At 70.0% G+C, this 16407-nt stretch carries 16 protein-coding genes; 11 read left to right on the top strand and 5 right to left on the bottom strand.

Going from position 1 to position 16407, the window contains the following annotated elements; translation table 11 throughout:
* The 6 genes from ADK57_RS28055 to ADK57_RS28035 form a co-directional block, all read left to right on the top strand.
* On the top strand, positions 1–1037 hold a 1037-nt coding region (locus ADK57_RS28055), incomplete at its 5' end, for an energy-coupling factor transporter transmembrane component T (RefSeq protein WP_078973380.1).
* Positions 1034–2725: an ABC transporter ATP-binding protein gene (locus tag ADK57_RS28050; RefSeq protein ID WP_053752379.1), complete on the top strand. Its 1692-nt coding sequence runs from the start codon at positions 1034–1036 to the stop codon at positions 2723–2725. The genes ADK57_RS28055 and ADK57_RS28050, both read left to right, overlap by 4 nt.
* Complete coding sequence (locus tag ADK57_RS28045; RefSeq protein ID WP_053752378.1) at positions 2722–3546, top strand: ECF transporter S component; 825 nt, start codon at positions 2722–2724, stop codon at positions 3544–3546. Before ADK57_RS28050 ends, ADK57_RS28045 begins: the two co-directional genes overlap by 4 nt.
* A gap of 347 nt (positions 3547–3893) precedes the next feature.
* Positions 3894–4313: a transglycosylase SLT domain-containing protein gene (locus ADK57_RS28040; protein WP_053752377.1), complete on the top strand. Its 420-nt coding sequence runs from the start codon at positions 3894–3896 to the stop codon at positions 4311–4313.
* A gap of 241 nt (positions 4314–4554) precedes the next feature.
* Complete coding sequence (locus tag ADK57_RS52565) at positions 4555–4731, top strand: hypothetical protein (RefSeq protein WP_159050162.1); 177 nt, start codon at positions 4555–4557, stop codon at positions 4729–4731.
* Positions 4732–4769: 38 nt separating this feature from the next.
* Positions 4770–5465, top strand: coding sequence for a YoaK family protein (locus ADK57_RS28035; protein ID WP_053752376.1), 696 nt, complete (start codon positions 4770–4772; stop codon positions 5463–5465).
* A 137-nt stretch (positions 5466–5602) separates the two neighbouring features.
* Here ADK57_RS28035 and ADK57_RS28030 read toward each other — a convergent pair whose 3' ends face one another.
* Together ADK57_RS28030 and ADK57_RS28025 are read right to left on the bottom strand one after the other, a co-directional pair.
* Positions 5603–6094: a pyridoxamine 5'-phosphate oxidase family protein gene (locus tag ADK57_RS28030; protein WP_053752375.1), complete on the bottom strand. Its 492-nt coding sequence runs from the start codon at positions 6092–6094 to the stop codon at positions 5603–5605.
* Position 6095: 1 nt separating this feature from the next.
* Entirely contained in the window at positions 6096–6563 is a 468-nt protein-coding gene (locus ADK57_RS28025; RefSeq protein WP_063786019.1) for a hypothetical protein, read from the bottom strand.
* Between the two features lie 29 nt (positions 6564–6592).
* Here ADK57_RS28025 and ADK57_RS51435 point away from each other — a divergent pair, with 29 nt between their 5' ends.
* Positions 6593–6721 (top strand): DUF397 domain-containing protein, encoded by a 129-nt coding sequence (locus tag ADK57_RS51435; RefSeq protein ID WP_078973379.1) that lies wholly within the window; start codon positions 6593–6595, stop codon positions 6719–6721.
* Here the strand turns inward: ADK57_RS51435 and ADK57_RS28020 are convergent.
* Positions 6705–7874: a steroid 3-ketoacyl-CoA thiolase gene (locus tag ADK57_RS28020; RefSeq protein ID WP_053752374.1), complete on the bottom strand. Its 1170-nt coding sequence runs from the start codon at positions 7872–7874 to the stop codon at positions 6705–6707. The genes ADK57_RS51435 and ADK57_RS28020 overlap by 17 nt on opposite strands.
* 251 nt (positions 7875–8125) lie before the next feature.
* Between ADK57_RS28020 and ADK57_RS28015 the strand changes: the two genes are divergently transcribed.
* Complete coding sequence (locus tag ADK57_RS28015; protein WP_053752373.1) at positions 8126–9361, top strand: cytochrome P450; 1236 nt, start codon at positions 8126–8128, stop codon at positions 9359–9361.
* A 105-nt stretch (positions 9362–9466) separates the two neighbouring features.
* On the opposite strand, the gene ADK57_RS28010 is transcribed toward ADK57_RS28015, so the two are convergent.
* The gene (locus tag ADK57_RS28010) at positions 9467–10312 is read right to left on the bottom strand and encodes an alpha/beta fold hydrolase (RefSeq protein ID WP_053752372.1); all 846 of its coding nucleotides are present in this window, start codon (positions 10310–10312) and stop codon (positions 9467–9469) included.
* 234 nt (positions 10313–10546) lie between these two features.
* Here ADK57_RS28010 and ADK57_RS28005 point away from each other — a divergent pair, with 234 nt between their 5' ends.
* From ADK57_RS28005 to ADK57_RS27995, 3 genes are read left to right on the top strand one after another with little or no spacing between them, the layout of a single operon-like run.
* On the top strand, positions 10547–11782 hold the full coding sequence (locus tag ADK57_RS28005; protein WP_053752371.1) for a glutamate-cysteine ligase family protein: 1236 nt from the start codon (positions 10547–10549) through the stop codon (positions 11780–11782).
* Between the two features lie 32 nt (positions 11783–11814).
* Positions 11815–12867, top strand: a complete 1053-nt coding sequence (locus tag ADK57_RS28000; protein WP_053752370.1) for a hypothetical protein — start codon at positions 11815–11817, stop codon at positions 12865–12867.
* On the top strand, positions 12864–14000 hold the full coding sequence (locus ADK57_RS27995) for an alpha/beta fold hydrolase (protein ID WP_053752369.1): 1137 nt from the start codon (positions 12864–12866) through the stop codon (positions 13998–14000). Before ADK57_RS28000 ends, ADK57_RS27995 begins: the two co-directional genes overlap by 4 nt.
* Here the strand turns inward: ADK57_RS27995 and ADK57_RS27990 are convergent.
* Complete coding sequence (locus tag ADK57_RS27990; protein WP_053752368.1) at positions 13963–16047, bottom strand: bifunctional glycosyltransferase 87/phosphatase PAP2 family protein; 2085 nt, start codon at positions 16045–16047, stop codon at positions 13963–13965. The two genes, ADK57_RS27995 and ADK57_RS27990, sit on opposite strands and share 38 nt — an antisense overlap.
* Positions 16048–16407: the final 360 nt, after the last annotated feature.

The following is a 16407-nucleotide window of genomic DNA, read 5'->3' as shown; positions in this document are numbered from 1 at the left end:
TGCCGCCACGGTCGCCGCTCCCGCGAGCAGGGCCTCCGAAGGGCCCCCGTCCTTCTTGCTCTCCTTCGACGGGGCGCACGGCCTTTTCTCCGTCGCCACCTGCTCCCCGCACCCCCACCGCCCGCTCCTACACCGCCTTCGTCAAACTCGCCCTGGGCGTACTCCTCATCCGCCTCGCCTTCGCCGTCGTCCTCGGCTCCCCCGTCCCCGGCACGCACGTGATCGTCACCCTCCCCGAAGTCCCCCTCCCCGACTGGGCGCAGGGCATCCGCCTCGGCGGCCGGGTCACCGCCGAAGGTCTCCTCTTCGCCCTCTACGACGGCCTGCGCCTGGCCGCCCTCCTCATCTGCGTGGGCGCCGCGAACGCCCTCGCGAACCCGGCCCGACTCCTCAAGTCGCTGCCGGGCGCCCTGTACGAGATGGGCGTGGCAGTGGTCGTGGCCCTCACCTTCGCCCCGAACCTGATCCTCGACGTCCAGCGCCTGCGTGCCGCCCGCCGTCTGCGCGGTCGCCCCGACAAGGGCGTACGGGGCCTCCTCCAGGTCGCACTCCCGGTCCTGGAGGGCGCCCTGGAACGCTCCGTCGCCCTCGCCGCCGCGATGGACGCCCGCGGCTACGGCCGTACCGCCGACGTCCCCGCCCGCGTCCGCCGTACGACCACCGCCCTCACCCTCGGCGGCCTGCTGGGCGTCTGCGCGGGAACGTACGGACTGCTGACCGCCGAGGGCGGCACGTACGGCCTCCCCGTTCTGCTCGCGGGCCTCGCCGCCGCCCTCGCGGGCCTGCGCCTGGGCGGCCGCCGCTCGCTCCGTACCCGCTACCGCCCGGACCGCTGGGACGTCCGGGCCTGGCTGGTCACCGGCTCCGGTGTGGCGGTGGCCGTGCTCCTCGTCCTCGCCTCCGCCTACGACCCCAAGGCCCTGAACCCGGGCGTGATCCCCCTCGTCGCCCCGGCCCTCCCCCTCTGGCCCGCGGCGGCCGTACTCCTCGGCCTGCTCCCGGCATTCGCCGCCCCCGACCCCAAGGAACCGTCGTGATCCGCTTCGAGAACGTCTCCGTGACGTACGACGGTGCCGCCGAACCCACCGTCCAGGGCGTGGACTTCGAGGTGCCGGAAGGTGAACTCGTCCTGCTCGTCGGCCCGTCGGGAGTCGGCAAGTCCACCGTCCTCGGCGCGGTGAGCGGTCTCGTGCCGCACTTCACCGGCGGCACCCTGCGCGGCCGGGTCACGGTGGCCGGCCGGGACACCCGTACCCACAAGCCGCGCGAACTCGCCGACGTGGTGGGCACGGTGGGCCAGGACCCGCTGTCCCACTTCGTCACGGACACCGTGGAGGACGAACTCGCCTACGGCATGGAGTCGTTGGGCCTCGCCCCGGACGTGATGCGCCGCCGCGTCGAGGAGACCCTGGACCTGCTGGGGCTGGCGGACCTCCGCGACCGGCCCATCGCCACCCTCTCCGGCGGCCAGCAGCAGCGCGTCGCGATCGGCTCGGTCCTCACCCCGCACCCGAGGGTCCTCGTCCTCGACGAACCGACCTCCGCACTCGACCCGGCGGCCGCGGAGGAGGTCCTCGCGGTCCTCCAGCGCCTCGTGCACGACCTCGGCACGACGGTCCTCATGGCCGAACACCGACTGGAGCGCGTCGTCCAGTACGCCGACCAGGTCGCCCTTCTCCCCGCGCCCGGCTCGGCCCCGGTCCTCGGCACCCCGGCCGAGATCATGGCCGTGTCGCCGGTGTACCCACCGGTGGTGGCCCTGGGCCGTCTCGCGGACTGGTCCCCGCTGCCGCTGACGGTCCGCGACGCGCGGCGGCGGGCGGGCGGCCTGCGGGAACGGCTGGCGGGCCGAGACGGGACCCGCGACACACCTCCCGCAACCCCGGCACCAGCCGGGCCCGTCCCCGAACCCGTCCTCCCCGCGTCGCCGCGTTGGCGCCTCCGCAAGAGGCCCGCCCCGGCCCCGACTCCCGCGCCCCCCGCCGAAGTCCGCGACCTCGCCGTCCGCCGCGACCGCGTCCAGGCCCTGCGCCACGTCGACCTGACCGTGGCCCCCGGCGAGACCGTCGCGCTCATGGGCCGCAACGGCGCCGGAAAGTCCACGCTGCTCTCCGCGCTGGTCGGCCTGGTGGAGCCGTCGGCCGGATCGGTGCGGGCCGGCGGCCTCGTACCGCACCGCACGGCACCCCCCGAGCTCGTACGCCGCGTGGGTCTCGTACCGCAGGAACCACGCGACCTGCTGTACGCCGACACGGTCGCCGCCGAGTGCGAGGCCGCCGACCGGGACGCGAACGCGGCCCCCGGCACCTGCCGGGCCCTGGTCACCGAGCTGCTCCCCGGTGTCACCGACGACACCCACCCCCGCGACCTCTCCGAGGGCCAGCGCCTCGCCCTGGCGCTGGCCGTGGTGCTGACCGCCCGCCCTCCCCTCCTGCTCCTCGACGAACCGACCCGGGGCCTGGACTACGCGGCGAAGGCCCGCCTGGTCACCGTCCTGCGCGGGCTGGCGGCCGAGGGGCACGCGATCGTGCTGGCGACGCACGACGTGGAGCTGGCCGCCGAGCTCGTCCACCGGGTGGTGCTGCTCGCCGACGGCGAGGTGATCGCGGACGGTCCGACGGCGGACGTGGTGGTGGCCTCCCCCTCCTTCGCCCCGCAGGTCACCAAGATCCTGGCGCCGCAGAAGTGGCTCACGGTCGCGCAGGTGAGGCAGGCGCTGGCATGACCGACACCCGCCAGGCCAAGGCCGTCCGCCTGGGCCCCCGTTCCGTGTCCGCCCTGATCCTCGTCAGCGCGGTCGGCGTCGCCGCCCTCGGCTGGCCGTTCCTCACCCCGCCCACCTCCCAGGTCGGCGCACACGTGCGGGACGCCCCGTGGCTCTTCGCGGGCCTGCTGCTCCTCCTCGTCGCGGTCCTGGCGGCGACGATCTCCGAGTCCGGCCTCGGCCCGAAGGCGGTGGCGATGCTCGGCGTACTGGCAGCCACCGGCGCGGCACTGCGCCCCATCGGCGCCGGGACGGCCGGCATCGAGCCGATGTTCTTCCTGATGGTGCTGAGCGGACGCGTGCTCGGCCCCGGCTTCGGCTTCGTGCTCGGCTCGGTGACGATGTTCGCGTCGGCGCTGCTCACGGGCGGGGTGGGTCCATGGATGCCGTTCCAGATGCTGGCGATGGGCTGGTTCACGATGGGGGCGGGCCTGCTCCCGGGCCCCGACCGTCTGCGCGGGCGTGCCGAACTCGCGCTCCTCGGCGTCTACGGCTTCCTCTCCGCCTTCGCGTACGGCACGATCACGAACCTCGCGGGCTGGACCTTCATGACGGAGAACGCCTCGAACATCGCCTTCCACCCGGACGGGGCGGTCGCCGCCAACCTGGCCCGCTTCGTCGCGTACTGCCTGGCCACCTCGCTCGGCTGGGACCTGGGCCGGGCGCTGGTCACGGTCGTTCTGACGGCGCTGCTCGGCCCGGCGATCCTCCGGGCCCTCCGCCGGGCCACCCGCCGGGCGGCTTTCGAGACGCCGGTCACTTTCGACGCCCCCGCTGGGTGAACCGTCGTGCGCCGGCTGTCACACCACGGCGGTTCAACGGTGAAGCACCCCACATGACCCAGGTCACCTACGAGGCCGGATCGTAGACCTTATCGCTTGGCATGTACGCGCCCGCACCCACCCTGACCTGCACATTGAGAGCCAGGTCACAGAACAGGCCAACGGCCCACATGCGACCACAACTAGTAAAAGGGGTCATTGCGGACGGGGATCGAGCCTGTTTCTCTGGATGACGTCGCACGGCGCCGACGTGCCCCCCAGGGCCGCGGCGCCGCGGCATGCCACCGCCCCGCACCACGTGGCCACGGCACGCCGCGACAGCCCGGTCCCCGAAGAAAAGGTTCTCCGTGTCCGTCACCCGCATCGCTCGTCGCATCGCCTCCCCGAAGAAGGCCCTCACCGCCGTCGCGCTGGCCGCCGCCTCCACCGGCATGGCCCTGACCGCGGCTCCCGCCCATGCGGCCACCACGGCCTCCTCGGCCGAGGCGAAGGCGATCGCGCACAAGCTGATCCCGGACACCGCCCAGTACAACGCCTTCAGCAAGATCGTCGAGCACGAGAGCGGCTGGGACGTCGACGCCACGAACTCCTCCTCCGGCGCCTACGGCCTGGTCCAGGCCCTGCCCGGCTCCAAGATGGCCTCCGCCGGCTCCGACTGGAAGACCAGCGCCGAGACCCAGATCGAGTGGGGCCTCGACTACATGAACTCCCGCTACGGCAGCCCGACCGGCGCCTGGGCGTTCTGGCAGGCCAACGGCTGGTACTGATCCGGCACCGATCAGCCCCCTCGACGCGAAGGCGGCGGCCCCCGATCCCCGGGGCCGCCGCCTTCGCCGTATCCCTTCCTCAGCCACTTCGCCCCGCCGCCCGACTCAGGCCGCCGAGTTTCCGCCCGGCACAGCGTCCCCGCCCTCGATATTGGAGATCTACGGCTGGGTCATCCGCGCACACCGTGCCGGCTCACCCTGCGACACTCCGTCCGGTCGTAGCGATGCTCGGCGGGAGACCGTGGTCTGCTTCGCACACCTTCTGCGCCTGCTGGGCGCGCTCGACCTCGGCACCCTCACGCTGGTGGCGCGAGTACGGCTCACCGAGAGTCGTCGGCTGCGCAGCAAGCATGTCAGCGGCGCGCTCGGCCTTGTCGTACCCCGAGACATCCGAGAGCTCCCCACTCCTCAGTGCTGAACTGAGCAGACCCGACCCACCCACCACCCGGAGGCCAAGTGAGCGCGGACAGCACCACGGCGGACGCAGACGCCACCCGCGAGGCGCGCGGACTACCCCTGGTTGCCGTGCTGCTGACACTGACCGTCGTCAGCGGCCTCATCGACGCGGTGAGCTACCTCGGCCTCGGCCACGTCTTCACCGCCAACATGACCGGCAACGTGGTGGTACTGGGCTTCGCGGCGGCGGGCGCCCCCGGCTTCTCGGTCCCGCACACGCTGACCTCGCTGGGCTCCTTCGTGGCGGGCGCGGCGGCGGGCGGCCGTATCGCCGTACACCTCGGCAAGGGCTCCCGCCGCACCTGGGCCCGCCTCACCCTCGCCGCGGAGGCGCTCCTGCTCGGCGGGTCATCGGTGGTCGCCTCCGCCGCCCCCGACGCCACGGCGACGATCTACATCCTGATCGCGGTCACGGCCTTCGCGATGGGCCTCCGAAACGCAACCGTCCGCCGCCTCGGCGTCCCCGACCTCACGACCACGGTCCTGACGATGACCCTGACCGGTCTCGCCGCCGACTCCCGCGCGGGCGGCGGCCCCGGCACGCACTCCCCCCGCCGCACGGCCTCGGTGGTCGCGATGCTCGCGGGCGCGGCACTCGGGGCATGGCTGGTGCTGCACCACGGGCTGGGCATTCCGTTGCTGGTCACAGCACTGGTTGTCGGGGCGCTGGCGGTGACGGCTTCAGGGCGGGAGTAGCGGCCCTCAGCGCACAGGATCGGGATCGTTTCCGTGGAGGCGCGGCAAGCAGTCATGGGCCGCCGGGTCGGAGGCGAAGCCGGTGAGCGTGCCGCCCCGGAAGTCGTCCGTGCCCGTCACCGGCTCCCCTCCCCCACTCATATGAGGTCCACCGGGATCCGGTGGTCCGGCCCTCCGTCCTTGGCCAGGATCCAATGCCCGTCGGCCACCGCGCGGTACAGCGTCAGGCCGGAGGAGGGGTTCACGTCGTCGGGTGTCCAGGCGCGGCCGCCGTGGAGGAGGGAGCGGTGGCAGAAGACTTCCATGGCGCGCTCGATGTCGGGCGGCCCTGCCACCGGTTCGGCCAGAGCGGACATGTACACACCTTGGCCGGTGCCGATCGCCGCCGACGAGTCGAAGACGGCGATGCCCACCCGGGGTCGTAGCGCGATGTTGCGCGAGTGCGCGGCCTGCGGCGAGGAGACCCACAAGAACTCGCGGCACTCCAGGTGGGCGAAGTAGACCGGGGAACTCCACGGCCGGCCTTCCGCGTCGGCGGTGGCGAGCACCATGTACAGGCTCGCGTCGACGATGCCGCGTGCGATCTCGGCAGGCGAAACAGCGGATCCGGCGGATCCGGCGGGAGTCATCTCATTCGCTCCTGCGGTAGGTGAAGACGATGTCCTTCTCCCAGGCAGCCGAGTCGTCCGCCGACCGGTCCCAGACTCCGTGAATGGTGTTGCCGTCGTCGCCGACCTGCCCGGTGAACCGCTGCCGGAAGGACAGGGGCGAGAAGTCCGGCGCCTCGCGCAGCAACCGCCACACCCCGTCGGCGAAGGTCATCGAGTACAGCCGTACGACACCCCGCGAGTCGTAGTAGTGATACGTGTACTCGCCGCCCGCCTCCGGGACCACCGCGACGATCGCCATGCTGTCCGGCGCGGGTTTCGGGGCCCGGGTGCGCTGGAGCAGGAACTGCCCGTCCAAGGTCCACTCGAACACGCTGTGCCCGACGGACGGCGGCAGACCGGCGAACTCGGCCTCCACCGCCCACTCACCCACCAGAACGTCCAACCGCCTCAGGGCTTCCTGCCGTGCCGCTGCGTCCAGGTCGTCCATCGCGAACACCTCCTCGCAAATGAGGACAGCTGCGGCGAGCGAAACTCATCGTCACCGCCATCCGCGACTCCGAGAACCCGGCGGGACCGATCCTCACCATCGCCCCCGCCGCGTTCACCACCTTGGTTTCCTGGACGGCGGCTACAGCCGCTGAATGATCGTCCCGGTGGCCAGCCCACCACCCGCACACATCGTCACCAGCGCGAACTCCTTGTCCGCGCGCTCCAGTTCATACAGTGCCGTCGCGATGAGCCGGGCCCCCGTCGCCCCGACGGGATGTCCGAGCGCGATCCCACCGCCGTTGACGTTGACCTTCTCCAGGTCCTGCTCGAAGACCTGCGCCCAGCTCAACACCACTGATGCGAACGCCTCGTTGATCTCGACGACGTCGATGTCCTTCAGGGACATGCCCGCCTTGCCCAGCACGGCCCGCGTCGCGTCGATCGGCCCGTCCAGGTGGAAGTGCGGGTCGGCGCCCACCAGCGCCTGCGCGACGATCCGCGCCCGGGGTCGCAGTTTCAGCGCGCGGGCCATTCGCTTCGACGCCCACATGATCGCCGCCGAACCGTCGCTGATCTGGGACGAGTTGCCCGCCGTATGCACGGCGGTCGGCATGATCGGTTTCAGCCGGGCCAGCGCCTCCATGGACGTGTCGCGCAGCCCCTCGTCCCGGTCGACGAGCCGCCACATGCCCTGACCGGCCCGCTGTTCGTCCTCCGTCGTCGGCACGTGTACGGCGAACGTCTCGCGCTTGAACCGCTCCTCCGCCCAGGCCACCGCGGCCCGTTCCTGCGAGATCAGGCCCAGCGAGTCGACGTTCTCCCGCGTCAGGCCACGATGGCGGGCGATCCGCTCCGCCGCCTCGAACTGATTCGGCAGATCCACGTTCCACTCATCGGGGAACGGCTTCCCGGGGCCGTGCTTCGACCCCGATCCCAGCGGCACCCGCGACATGGACTCGACGCCGCAGCTGATGCCCACGTCGATCACCCCCGCGGCGATCATGTTGGCCACCATGTGGGAGGCCTGCTGCGAGGATCCGCACTGTGCGTCGACCGTCGTCGCGGCCGTCTCGTACGGCAGCCCGACCGTCAGCCAGGCCGTGCGCGCGGGGTTCATGGACTGTTCGCCGGCGTGGGTCACCGTGCCGCCGACGATCTGTTCGACGCAGTCGGCGGGAATGCCGGTGCGGCCGAGGAGTTCACGGTAGGTCTCGCCCAGGAGATAGGCGGGGTGCAGGTTGGCGAGCGCGCCGCCGCGCCTGCCGATGGGGGTGCGTACGGCCTCGACGATCACGGGTTCCGCGGCCATGGGGAGTTCCTCTCCTCCGGTACCCGCGCGGCGCGGGGGCGTCCCGGCCCGGCCCGCCACGCGGAACTAGTACGTGTTCTAGTTCCACCTGCAGTCTGCTGACCGGTCGCCCGCCACCGCAAGGGGCGTGCAGTCAATTCGAGGCGCCGCACCTCTTGCTACTTCTAGAACCCGTTACTACCTTCACGGCGACCTCATTCCTGATGGCCCGTCAGAAGACACCACGGCCCAGACCTCAGCTGGAGTCGCCCATGCCCTGTCCAGCTCTCCCCGACGGGTTCGACTTCACCGATCCCGATCTGCTGCAACACCGCGTCCCCCTGCCGGAGTTCGCCGAGCTGCGCCGAGCCGAGCCGGTTCACTGGGTCCCCCAGACATCGAACCTCGCCGGCTTCCAGGACGAGGGGTACTGGGCCGTCACCCGGCACGCGGACGTCAAGTACGTGTCGACGCACCCGGAGCTGTTCTCCTCGTACCTCAACACGGCGATCATCCGCTTCAACGAGCACATCGAGCGCGACGCGATCGACGCCCAGCGGCTGATCCTGCTCAACATGGACCCGCCGGAACACACCCGGGTCCGCCAGATCGTGCAGCGGGTGTTCACCCCGAGGGCCATCCGCGCACTGGAGGACACCCTGCGCGCCCGCGCCCACGCGATCGTCACGGAGGCCCGCGCCCGCTCCGGCTCCTTCGACTTCGTCACGCAGGTCGCCTGCGAACTGCCGCTGCAGGCGATAGCCGAGCTCATCGGCATCCCGCAGGACGACCGGGCCAAGATCTTCGACTGGTCCAACAAGATGATCTCGTACGACGATCCGGAGTACGCGATCACCGAGGAGGTCGGCCAGGAATCGGCCATCGAACTCATCGCGTACGCGATGAACATGGCCGCCGATCGCAAGCAGTGCCCGGCCAAGGACATCGTGACGACGCTGGTGTCGGCCGAGGACGAGGGCAACCTCAACTCGGACGAGTTCGGGTTCTTCGTGCTGATGCTGGCCGTCGCGGGGAACGAGACCACGCGCAACGCCATCACCCACGGCATGCACGCCTTCCTCACCCACCCCGACCAGTGGGAGCGGTACAAGGCGGAGCGGCCGGCGACCGCCGCCGAGGAGATCGTCCGCTGGGCCACACCCGTCAACTCCTTCCAGCGCACCGCCACCCAGGACACCGAACTCGGCGGCAAGCAGATCAGGAAGGGCGACCGCGTCGGCCTCTTCTACGCCGCCGCCAACCACGACCCCGAGGTCTTCGAGAACCCGGACGCCTTCGACATCACCCGAGACCCGAACCCCCACCTCGGCTTCGGCGGCGGAGGCCCGCACTACTGCCTGGGCAAGTCCCTGGCCGTCCTCGAAATCGACCTCATCTTCAACGCGATAGCCGACGCGATGCCGGAGCTGCGGCCGGCGGGCGACCCGCGGCGGCTGCGCTCCGCGTGGATCAACGGTGTGAAGGAACTCCGGGTCAGCCTGGCCTGACAAACTCGGGCCGACGGCTCCCGGCGCCGTCGGCCCGTCCCGGGGGAGGCAGCAGCACCCTCTACGCCCCGGACCCGGCCCCGGACCCGGCCCTCGCCGCCGTCCTCACCCGATGGCTTTCAGCTCACGTGACAGAAAGTCGCTCTCAATAAGCTCGAAATGATCGAGCTCCGTGATATTGAAGAGCACATCGTCCGCGCGAGGGCTTTTGCGCCGCACGGCGTTCTTCATGCCCTCGAGATGCTCCTCGTAATCGGCGGAGAGCACGATACTCACCACATCCGCGATTTCAGTCACGCGAGCGACACGGGCCCCAAACTGATCGTATCCGACCGGATCCCAGTAACGGATCATGTCGTTGGCCAGCCGATGCACCTGGCTGAAATCCTTTGACGAGATTTTGCTGGCGTAGTCGCGCAGGGAACGCAGCACGTCACGATCCCGCGCCAACCCGACCAGTTCCTTCAGCGCGGGTGTGGGATCACGTCGGTCCGCCGATGCGAATAGCCGCGAGATCGTCATGGTCGATTGATTCACGTTGGGATCGAGCAGGAGCACGCCGGAGACCGGAGGGCGCGTACGCCCGGGGTCGTTCGTCCACCACTCCGCGAGCTGCAACACCAGGTCGGCACCCAGGGAGAACCCGATCAGGTCGATCCGTTTGTCCGGATTGTTTCTGCTGATGAGGTCGACGAGGCCCGCCACCATCTCGACATGCCGACTGGCCGGTACCGGAGGGAGCGGATCCGCGTGCCCCGGGGCGTAACCGGCCAGACTGACGGCAATTCCATGGGTTTCGTGAGTCTCCAGATACTCCTGATAATCCGTCGCATCCAGCCCCAGACCATGAAAGAACACGCTGACCCTACGAGAATCGGCCACACGTTCCAAATAGGTCAGCTGTCCGAAACGCTTGTGCGTCAAGTGCTCGGAGGACGGAAAGGAAGACATGGAATCAGTCACTCTCTTCGTGAGTACGGGTCGAACCCCGCTGTCGGAGACCCAAGACCATAGTCCAATACCCGTCCCGCAAGTGGCGGAATCGGAATTTTCTTGAGTACGTTCACCTCCGCACGCCTTCGGCCCCCTGGACGCGGGTAAAAAGGATCTGGCGTAATGATGGCTGTACGACTTGGACATCCAACGACCGGGGGGCGTGCTTCTTTGGAAAGTACGTTGAGTGAGTTGGACGCGAAGCGACTGATCTTCGATCACTCGCTGTCGCGAGACCGGGTGGGGCGAATTGGCGTAGAGCTGGAGTGGCTCGTACTGCCGGTGGACGATCCGGCACGCCGAGCGGGCCCCGAGGAGCTGGCGGAGGTCGATCGGCTGGCCGGCAGGATCCTGCCGGACGGCGGACAGGTGTCCTGGGAGCCCGGCGGCCAACTGGAGTTGAGCGGTCTGCCGTACGCCTCACTTCAGGGCTGCATCGATTCCGCGGCCGCCGATCTGGCCGTCCTTCGCGGCCGGGCGCGGGAGGCGGGGATGCGGCTGGTGGGAGCCGGACTCGACCAACGGCCCCCGCGGTTCAGCGTCGCGCTGCCGCGCTACCAGGCGCTGAAGCGCTGTTACGCGCATCTCGGAAGCGCCGGCGACGCGCTGCTGTGCAACACCGCGTCCGTGCAGGTGAACGTGGATGCCGGGGACGGCTCCGACGGGTGGCGGGGACGGTCCCGGAGGTGGCAGATAGCCAACTCGCTCGGTCCGCTGCTGATGGCCGTGTTCGCCAACTCCCCCGTCCTGGAGGTCCGCGGCTCCCGTGAGGTGACCGCGCTCTCGGGGCGGCAGCTGCTGCGGTTCCGGGCGGACCGGTTCCGCAACGGACCGCTGCCGTCGGGCAGCGATCCACGCGGCGTATGGACCCGGTACGCCCTTGACGCGCAGGTGATGGCCATAAGGCAGGAGGACTCCGGCCCGGCCGGGGACCGCTCGGCCCTCTGGGAGCCGGCGCCCGCCGGGCTGTCCCTGAGACGTTGGCTGCGCGGCACGGGGCCACGGGCCGTGCACGTCGACGACGTCTTCCATCACCTGAAGTCCCTGGTTCCGCCCGTCCGTGCCTGCGGCCATCTGGAGTTGCGCATGCTCGACGCCCAGGGCGGCGACGACTGGATGGTCCCCGTCGCGGTGGTGGCGGCGCTCCTGGACGACGAGGTCACGTCCGACTCCGTCGCCTCTCTCCTCGGCCACGCCGCGCCGTCGCCCACGCGTCAGGACTGGGTCGACGCCGCACGACACGGTCTGGCCGACCCCGAGCTGGGTGACCTCGCACGGACCGTCATCCGGCTGGCCCTGGCGGGGTTACGGCGACTCGGTGTGTCACCGGAGGTGTTCGGCGCGGTGGAGCGCTTCGCGGAGATCCACACCCTGCGTGGGCTCTCCCCCGCCCAGCTACGGCTGCCGAACCACATGGCGGTTGCGTGACCTCCCATCCTCCGTCTGCGAAGGAGTGGCCCGTGCTCTCAACGCGCAAGCAGTCGCTGCTCACAGCCCTGGCCGACATGCGGCAGCACGAGCAGGGCAACCACGGCTGGTCCCTGTTCCACGAGTGTCTGAGCAAGGTGGGCGAGTCCGAGTCGTCCGGCGGGCTGGACCGGTTGCTGTCCACGATGTGGCGGCAACGACCGCACATCAGCGATGCCCACGCCATCACTCTGCTTGGCATCGCCGTGCGGCAACTGGCGCTCCAGGACGAGGGGTTGGCGGACGTGTTCCGCGCGGAGCTGTCCGTTGCGCGGCGCGTCCCGGCCCTCGCGGACGCCCTGTCGGAACGGGCGCTCGACGTCATGCGCCTGATGGAGAGCCATTCGAACTCGTACACCGGAGCCCGCCGGTTCCTGGTTCCGCAGCTCGTCGTCGGGGCCTTCGCCGCGTTCCGGAACATCCGGCAGGTCCGTTTCCTCGACCTCGGTACCAGCGTCGGACTGCTGCCGCGCCAGCTGAACAACAAGGCGGTCTACGACCGTTTCGCCGGAGATCTGCACTGGCACCCCGCGCCCCTGCCGTTCCGGGTGATTCCGCTGGACTACGTCGGCGGCGTCGACCGTCCACCGCTGCCCACGCTCGACTGGGTCCGCGCCTGTCACGGCCCCTCGGACTACTACGAGCAGCGCTTCGAAGAGGTGCGGTGGTCCTTGGGCCAGGCGGAGACGGCTGGTACGGAAGTGGCGCTGCGGCCGCTGGACATCCTCGACTTCCCCGCCCTGGAGGCGTTTCTGCGCGCCCACCGCATCAATGTCGTGACCTGCAACTTCGTGCTCTATCAGTACAGCGACGACATCAGGAACCGGGTCGTCGAGACGGTGATGCGCGCCCTGGAGCCCCCCGGCCTGCTGCTGAGCATGGAGCCCAGCCACGCGCTGGCGCGGATGGGCTGTGTCGTGCACGCCTATCAGAACGGCAGCACACGGCCGTTGCACGTCGCCGATGTGTCCGACGGCCACTTCATGGGCACCGTGACGGTGCGCGACGGATTGACGGAGCTGGTGGGACCGGGTGGGGGACAATGATCCACGGCTCGCAGTTGATGGAAAGGGCGGCCGGATTCCTCGGCCGGCACAAGGCGGCGGTCACCCTGGTGGGTGCCGTCGTGGGAACCGCCATCGGTATCTACAGCGACGAGGCGCGCTCCGTCATCGGCTGGACCTGGAGCCATGTGGTCGCCGGCGGCACGCTGGTGATGCTGGCCGTGGCAGCCGTCTTCTCCCTGGCCTGGTGGGCCCGCGGACTCGCCGAGCGCCGCCGCGAGTTGCGCCGCGAAGTGGTGCGGCATTCCTTCGACATCCACGCGGACGACTTCGAGGAGGACCTTCCCTCGGACAACGCCGTGATCGGACGACAGCTCTGGTTCCTGGAGCGCCGTACGGAATCCGCCGATCTCATCATCCTGTTGCACGGACTCGGTCTGGACGCGGACGATTTTCGGCCGTTCATGAACGTCGCCCGGCAGCACACCGCCGCCATCACCCTGTTCGGGCACAACGCCGAGGAAGCGAGGGACGATCGCTACCGCCCGATCGGCATTGCCGCCCACACCGACCTCATCAGCGGAGCCATCAACAATCTCCAGCGGCAGTACCCGTACAAACGGATCACCCTGGTGGGCTTCTCGGTCGGCTGCGACATGCTGTTCCGCCTGGCCGAGTTGTGGCGGGACCATCCCGAGCGACAGCCCAAGATCAAGTCGGTGCTGCTGCTCGACCCGAACATCAACCACTCCACCATGGTCATCTCAGGCAAGATGGCCCATCTGAACCCGGCACAGCCGCTGGCGGAATTGAAACGCATCGCGCAGATTCCGGAATCGCTCATCGAGTTCCAGAACGTCTGCGAATACCTCCACAAGATCAGCGGAAAGGACCTCGCTCAGGTCCAGCGCCACGCGGCGGATCTGTGGAACTACTGGGAGCCGGACGGTCATTACGACCTCTTCTTCCAGCGCATCGACCGCATCAGGTCCATCAGCGACAGAACGCGCGTGTTCTTCTCGATACATTTCGAGCAGCGGTTCAACGACGTCGTCGCGCTGGCCCGTCAGCGAGGCATCCGGCAGGTTTTCGATCTACGCAGGGTGGACCATTTCGAGTTCTGCCAGGACGGCTTCCTCAAGCATGAGGTGGGGACCCTGATCCGGGGCGGCTGACGCCACCGGAGGGCACGAGCTCCCGCTCCGCACCGACCGCCGTCGCGGTCGTGCTGCGTGCCCGCGGCCCCTGGAACAGATAGGCCAGCCCGAACCCCGCCACCACGACCACCGCACCGCCCGCCGCGTCCAGCACCCAGTGGTTGCCGGTCACCACGATCGCCGTGACCGTGAACAGCGGGTGCAGCAGGCCCAGGGCCTTCATCCACCATCTCGGCGCGATGATCGCGATGACGAGCCCGCACCACAGGGACCAGCCGAAGTGGAGGGACGGCATCGCCGCGTACTGGTTGGTGAGGGCGGTCAGGGTGCCGTAGTCCGGCTTGGAGAAGTCCTGGACGCCGTGGACGGTGTCGATGATGCCGAGCTCGGGCATCAGGCGCGGCGGCGCGAGCGGGTAGAGCCAGAAGCCGACGAGGGCGAGCAGGGTGGCGAAGCCGAGGGAGGAGCGGGCCCAGCGGTAGTCGACGGGGCGGCGCCAGTACAGGACGGCGAGGACGCTCAGCGGGACGACGAAGTGGAAGGACTCGTAATAGAAGTCGAAGAAGTTCCGGATCCAGTCGACCTTGACGACGGCGTGGTTGGCCCAGTGCTCGATGTCGATGTGGAGCCAGCGCTCCATGTCGTGGATCTGATGGCCGTGCACCTCCGCCCGCGCCCGGCCGGCCGAGTTGGAGCCGCCGGTCGCCGCGAGTCTGACCTGCTGGTAGGCGGCGTACGTGACGCGGATGAGCAGCAGCTCCAGCAGGAGGTTCGGGCGGGTGAGGACCCGGCGCAGGAAGGGCAGGAGCGGGACGTGTGCGAAGCGTGCCGGGACGGGTTCGGCGTAGTCCGTCGGGATCGGCGACCGGTAGTACGGCGAGGTGCGCGACAGGAACGGGATGACGGTGGCCGCCGCGACGGCCGCGAGCAGCACCACGTTGTCGCGCAGGACGTACAGCGCAGGCATGTTCGGCAGCATCATCTTCGCGGGCAGCGTCATCACCAGGACGACGGCGACGGGCCACACGTACCGGTCGGAGGCGCGCTTGCCGACCCGGCCGACGACCGCGAGCAGCACCCACAGCAGCTGGTGCTGCCAGGTGGTCGGCGAGACGGCGACGGCGGCGCAGCCGGTGATCGCGACGGCGAGCAGGAGCTGTCCGTCCCGGGCGTGGTGCACGGCCCGGCGCAGGCCGAGGGCGGCGACCGCGACGCCCAGCAGCAGGAAGAGGGTGATCTCCAGGGGGCCGGACAGACCCAGGCGGAGCAGGAAGCCGTGCAGGGACTGGTTGGCGAGGTCGTCGGCCGGGCCGCCGAGGCCGACGCCGGCCATGTGGTGCACCCAGTAGGTGTACGAGTCGTGCGGCATCGCCGCCCAGGCGAGCGCCGTGCATCCGGCGAACGTGATGCCGGTGGACAGGGCGGCCTTGCGGCGGCCGGTGAACCACAGCAGCGGGGCGAACAGCAAGACCGTGGGCTGTAGTGCCGCGGCGAAGCCGATGAGGACCCCGCTGGCGCGTTGGCCGCGGACGGCGAAGCAGCCCAGCAGCACCAGCAGGACCGGGATGATGCTGGTCTGGCCGAGCCAGAGCGTGTTGCGCACCGGCAGCGACAGCATGAGCAGGCTGATCGTGACCGGCGCGGCGAGCAGCGAGGTGCGGCGGCTGACGGGCTGGGGCAGGGCGCGGGCGGCGACCAGGCCGAGCGCGACGACCAGCAGCAGCGTGCCGAAGGTCCAGCCCCAGCCGAGGGCCTGCTCGGCGGCTCTGGTCAGCGGCTTCATGACGAGGCCGCCGAAGGGGGTGCCGGTGAAGCGCGTCGAGTCGTACAGCGAGCCCTTCACATGCAGGACGCCGTTCGGACCGACCCAGGTCTCCAGATCCGTCAGCCGCTCCCCCTTGGGCGTACCGAGGACGACGGCCACCTGTCGTACGGCGAGGACCGCGGCGACGAGCCACAGGCCGAGCCGGGCCGCGCGCAGGCGGGCCCGGGCAGCCGTGGCGGTGCCGACGGCCGTCGCTCCCAAAGCTTCCGCCGGTCGCCCGCTGTGCTCCGCATTTGCCACGCCGAGTCGGCCTCCCGCCCCGTTCGTCCCACGCATCCCGCACGCCGGATCGCCTGTCGAACCCTAATGAGGCTCGCACCGCCCCCGGAGAGAGACGCAGGCAACCCGCGCTTCACCTGACGTCCGTTCTCCTTTTGTCCGGATGACGATAGTGCGCGGAGGGCTCGCCTGCCTCCGCGGGACGCGAGAAGGATCACGCGGCGTGGCGGCATGGTTCACGGCGGAGCCGGCCGGGCTGCCGCTGCCGGGCTCGGCGCCCTCGGTGGAGCAGCCCCCGCCTGGGCCGTTCGGCTGAAACCTGACCGTGGGAAGTCCCTGACAGCAGACCGGCACGCGACTATGTTCGTTAGCGCAGCTAGT

The sequence above is a fragment of the Streptomyces sp. MMG1533 genome (assembly GCF_001279775.1).
Taxonomy (GTDB): domain Bacteria; phylum Actinomycetota; class Actinomycetes; order Streptomycetales; family Streptomycetaceae; genus Streptomyces.
The sequence above is the reverse complement of the archived record's forward strand: the minus strand, read 5'-3'. Positions and strand labels throughout refer to the sequence as shown.

What these genes read in the sequence shown, in the direction of transcription:
- ADK57_RS28025 (WP_063786019.1), bottom strand. Translation starts at nt 6,563, where the DNA reads ATGGACGACCTGGACGCAGCGGCACGGCAGGAAGCCCTGAGGCGGTTG.
- ADK57_RS27995 (WP_053752369.1), top strand. Translation starts at nt 12,864, where the DNA reads ATGATCCACGGCTCGCAGTTGATGGAAAGGGCGGCCGGATTCCTCGGC.
- ADK57_RS28030 (WP_053752375.1), bottom strand. Translation starts at nt 6,094, where the DNA reads ATGACTCCCGCCGGATCCGCCGGATCCGCTGTTTCGCCTGCCGAGATC.
- ADK57_RS28020 (WP_053752374.1), bottom strand. Translation starts at nt 7,874, where the DNA reads ATGGCCGCGGAACCCGTGATCGTCGAGGCCGTACGCACCCCCATCGGC.
- ADK57_RS28045 (WP_053752378.1), top strand. Translation starts at nt 2,722, where the DNA reads ATGACCGACACCCGCCAGGCCAAGGCCGTCCGCCTGGGCCCCCGTTCC.
- ADK57_RS28015 (WP_053752373.1), top strand. Translation starts at nt 8,126, where the DNA reads ATGCCCTGTCCAGCTCTCCCCGACGGGTTCGACTTCACCGATCCCGAT.
- ADK57_RS28010 (WP_053752372.1), bottom strand. Translation starts at nt 10,312, where the DNA reads ATGTCTTCCTTTCCGTCCTCCGAGCACTTGACGCACAAGCGTTTCGGA.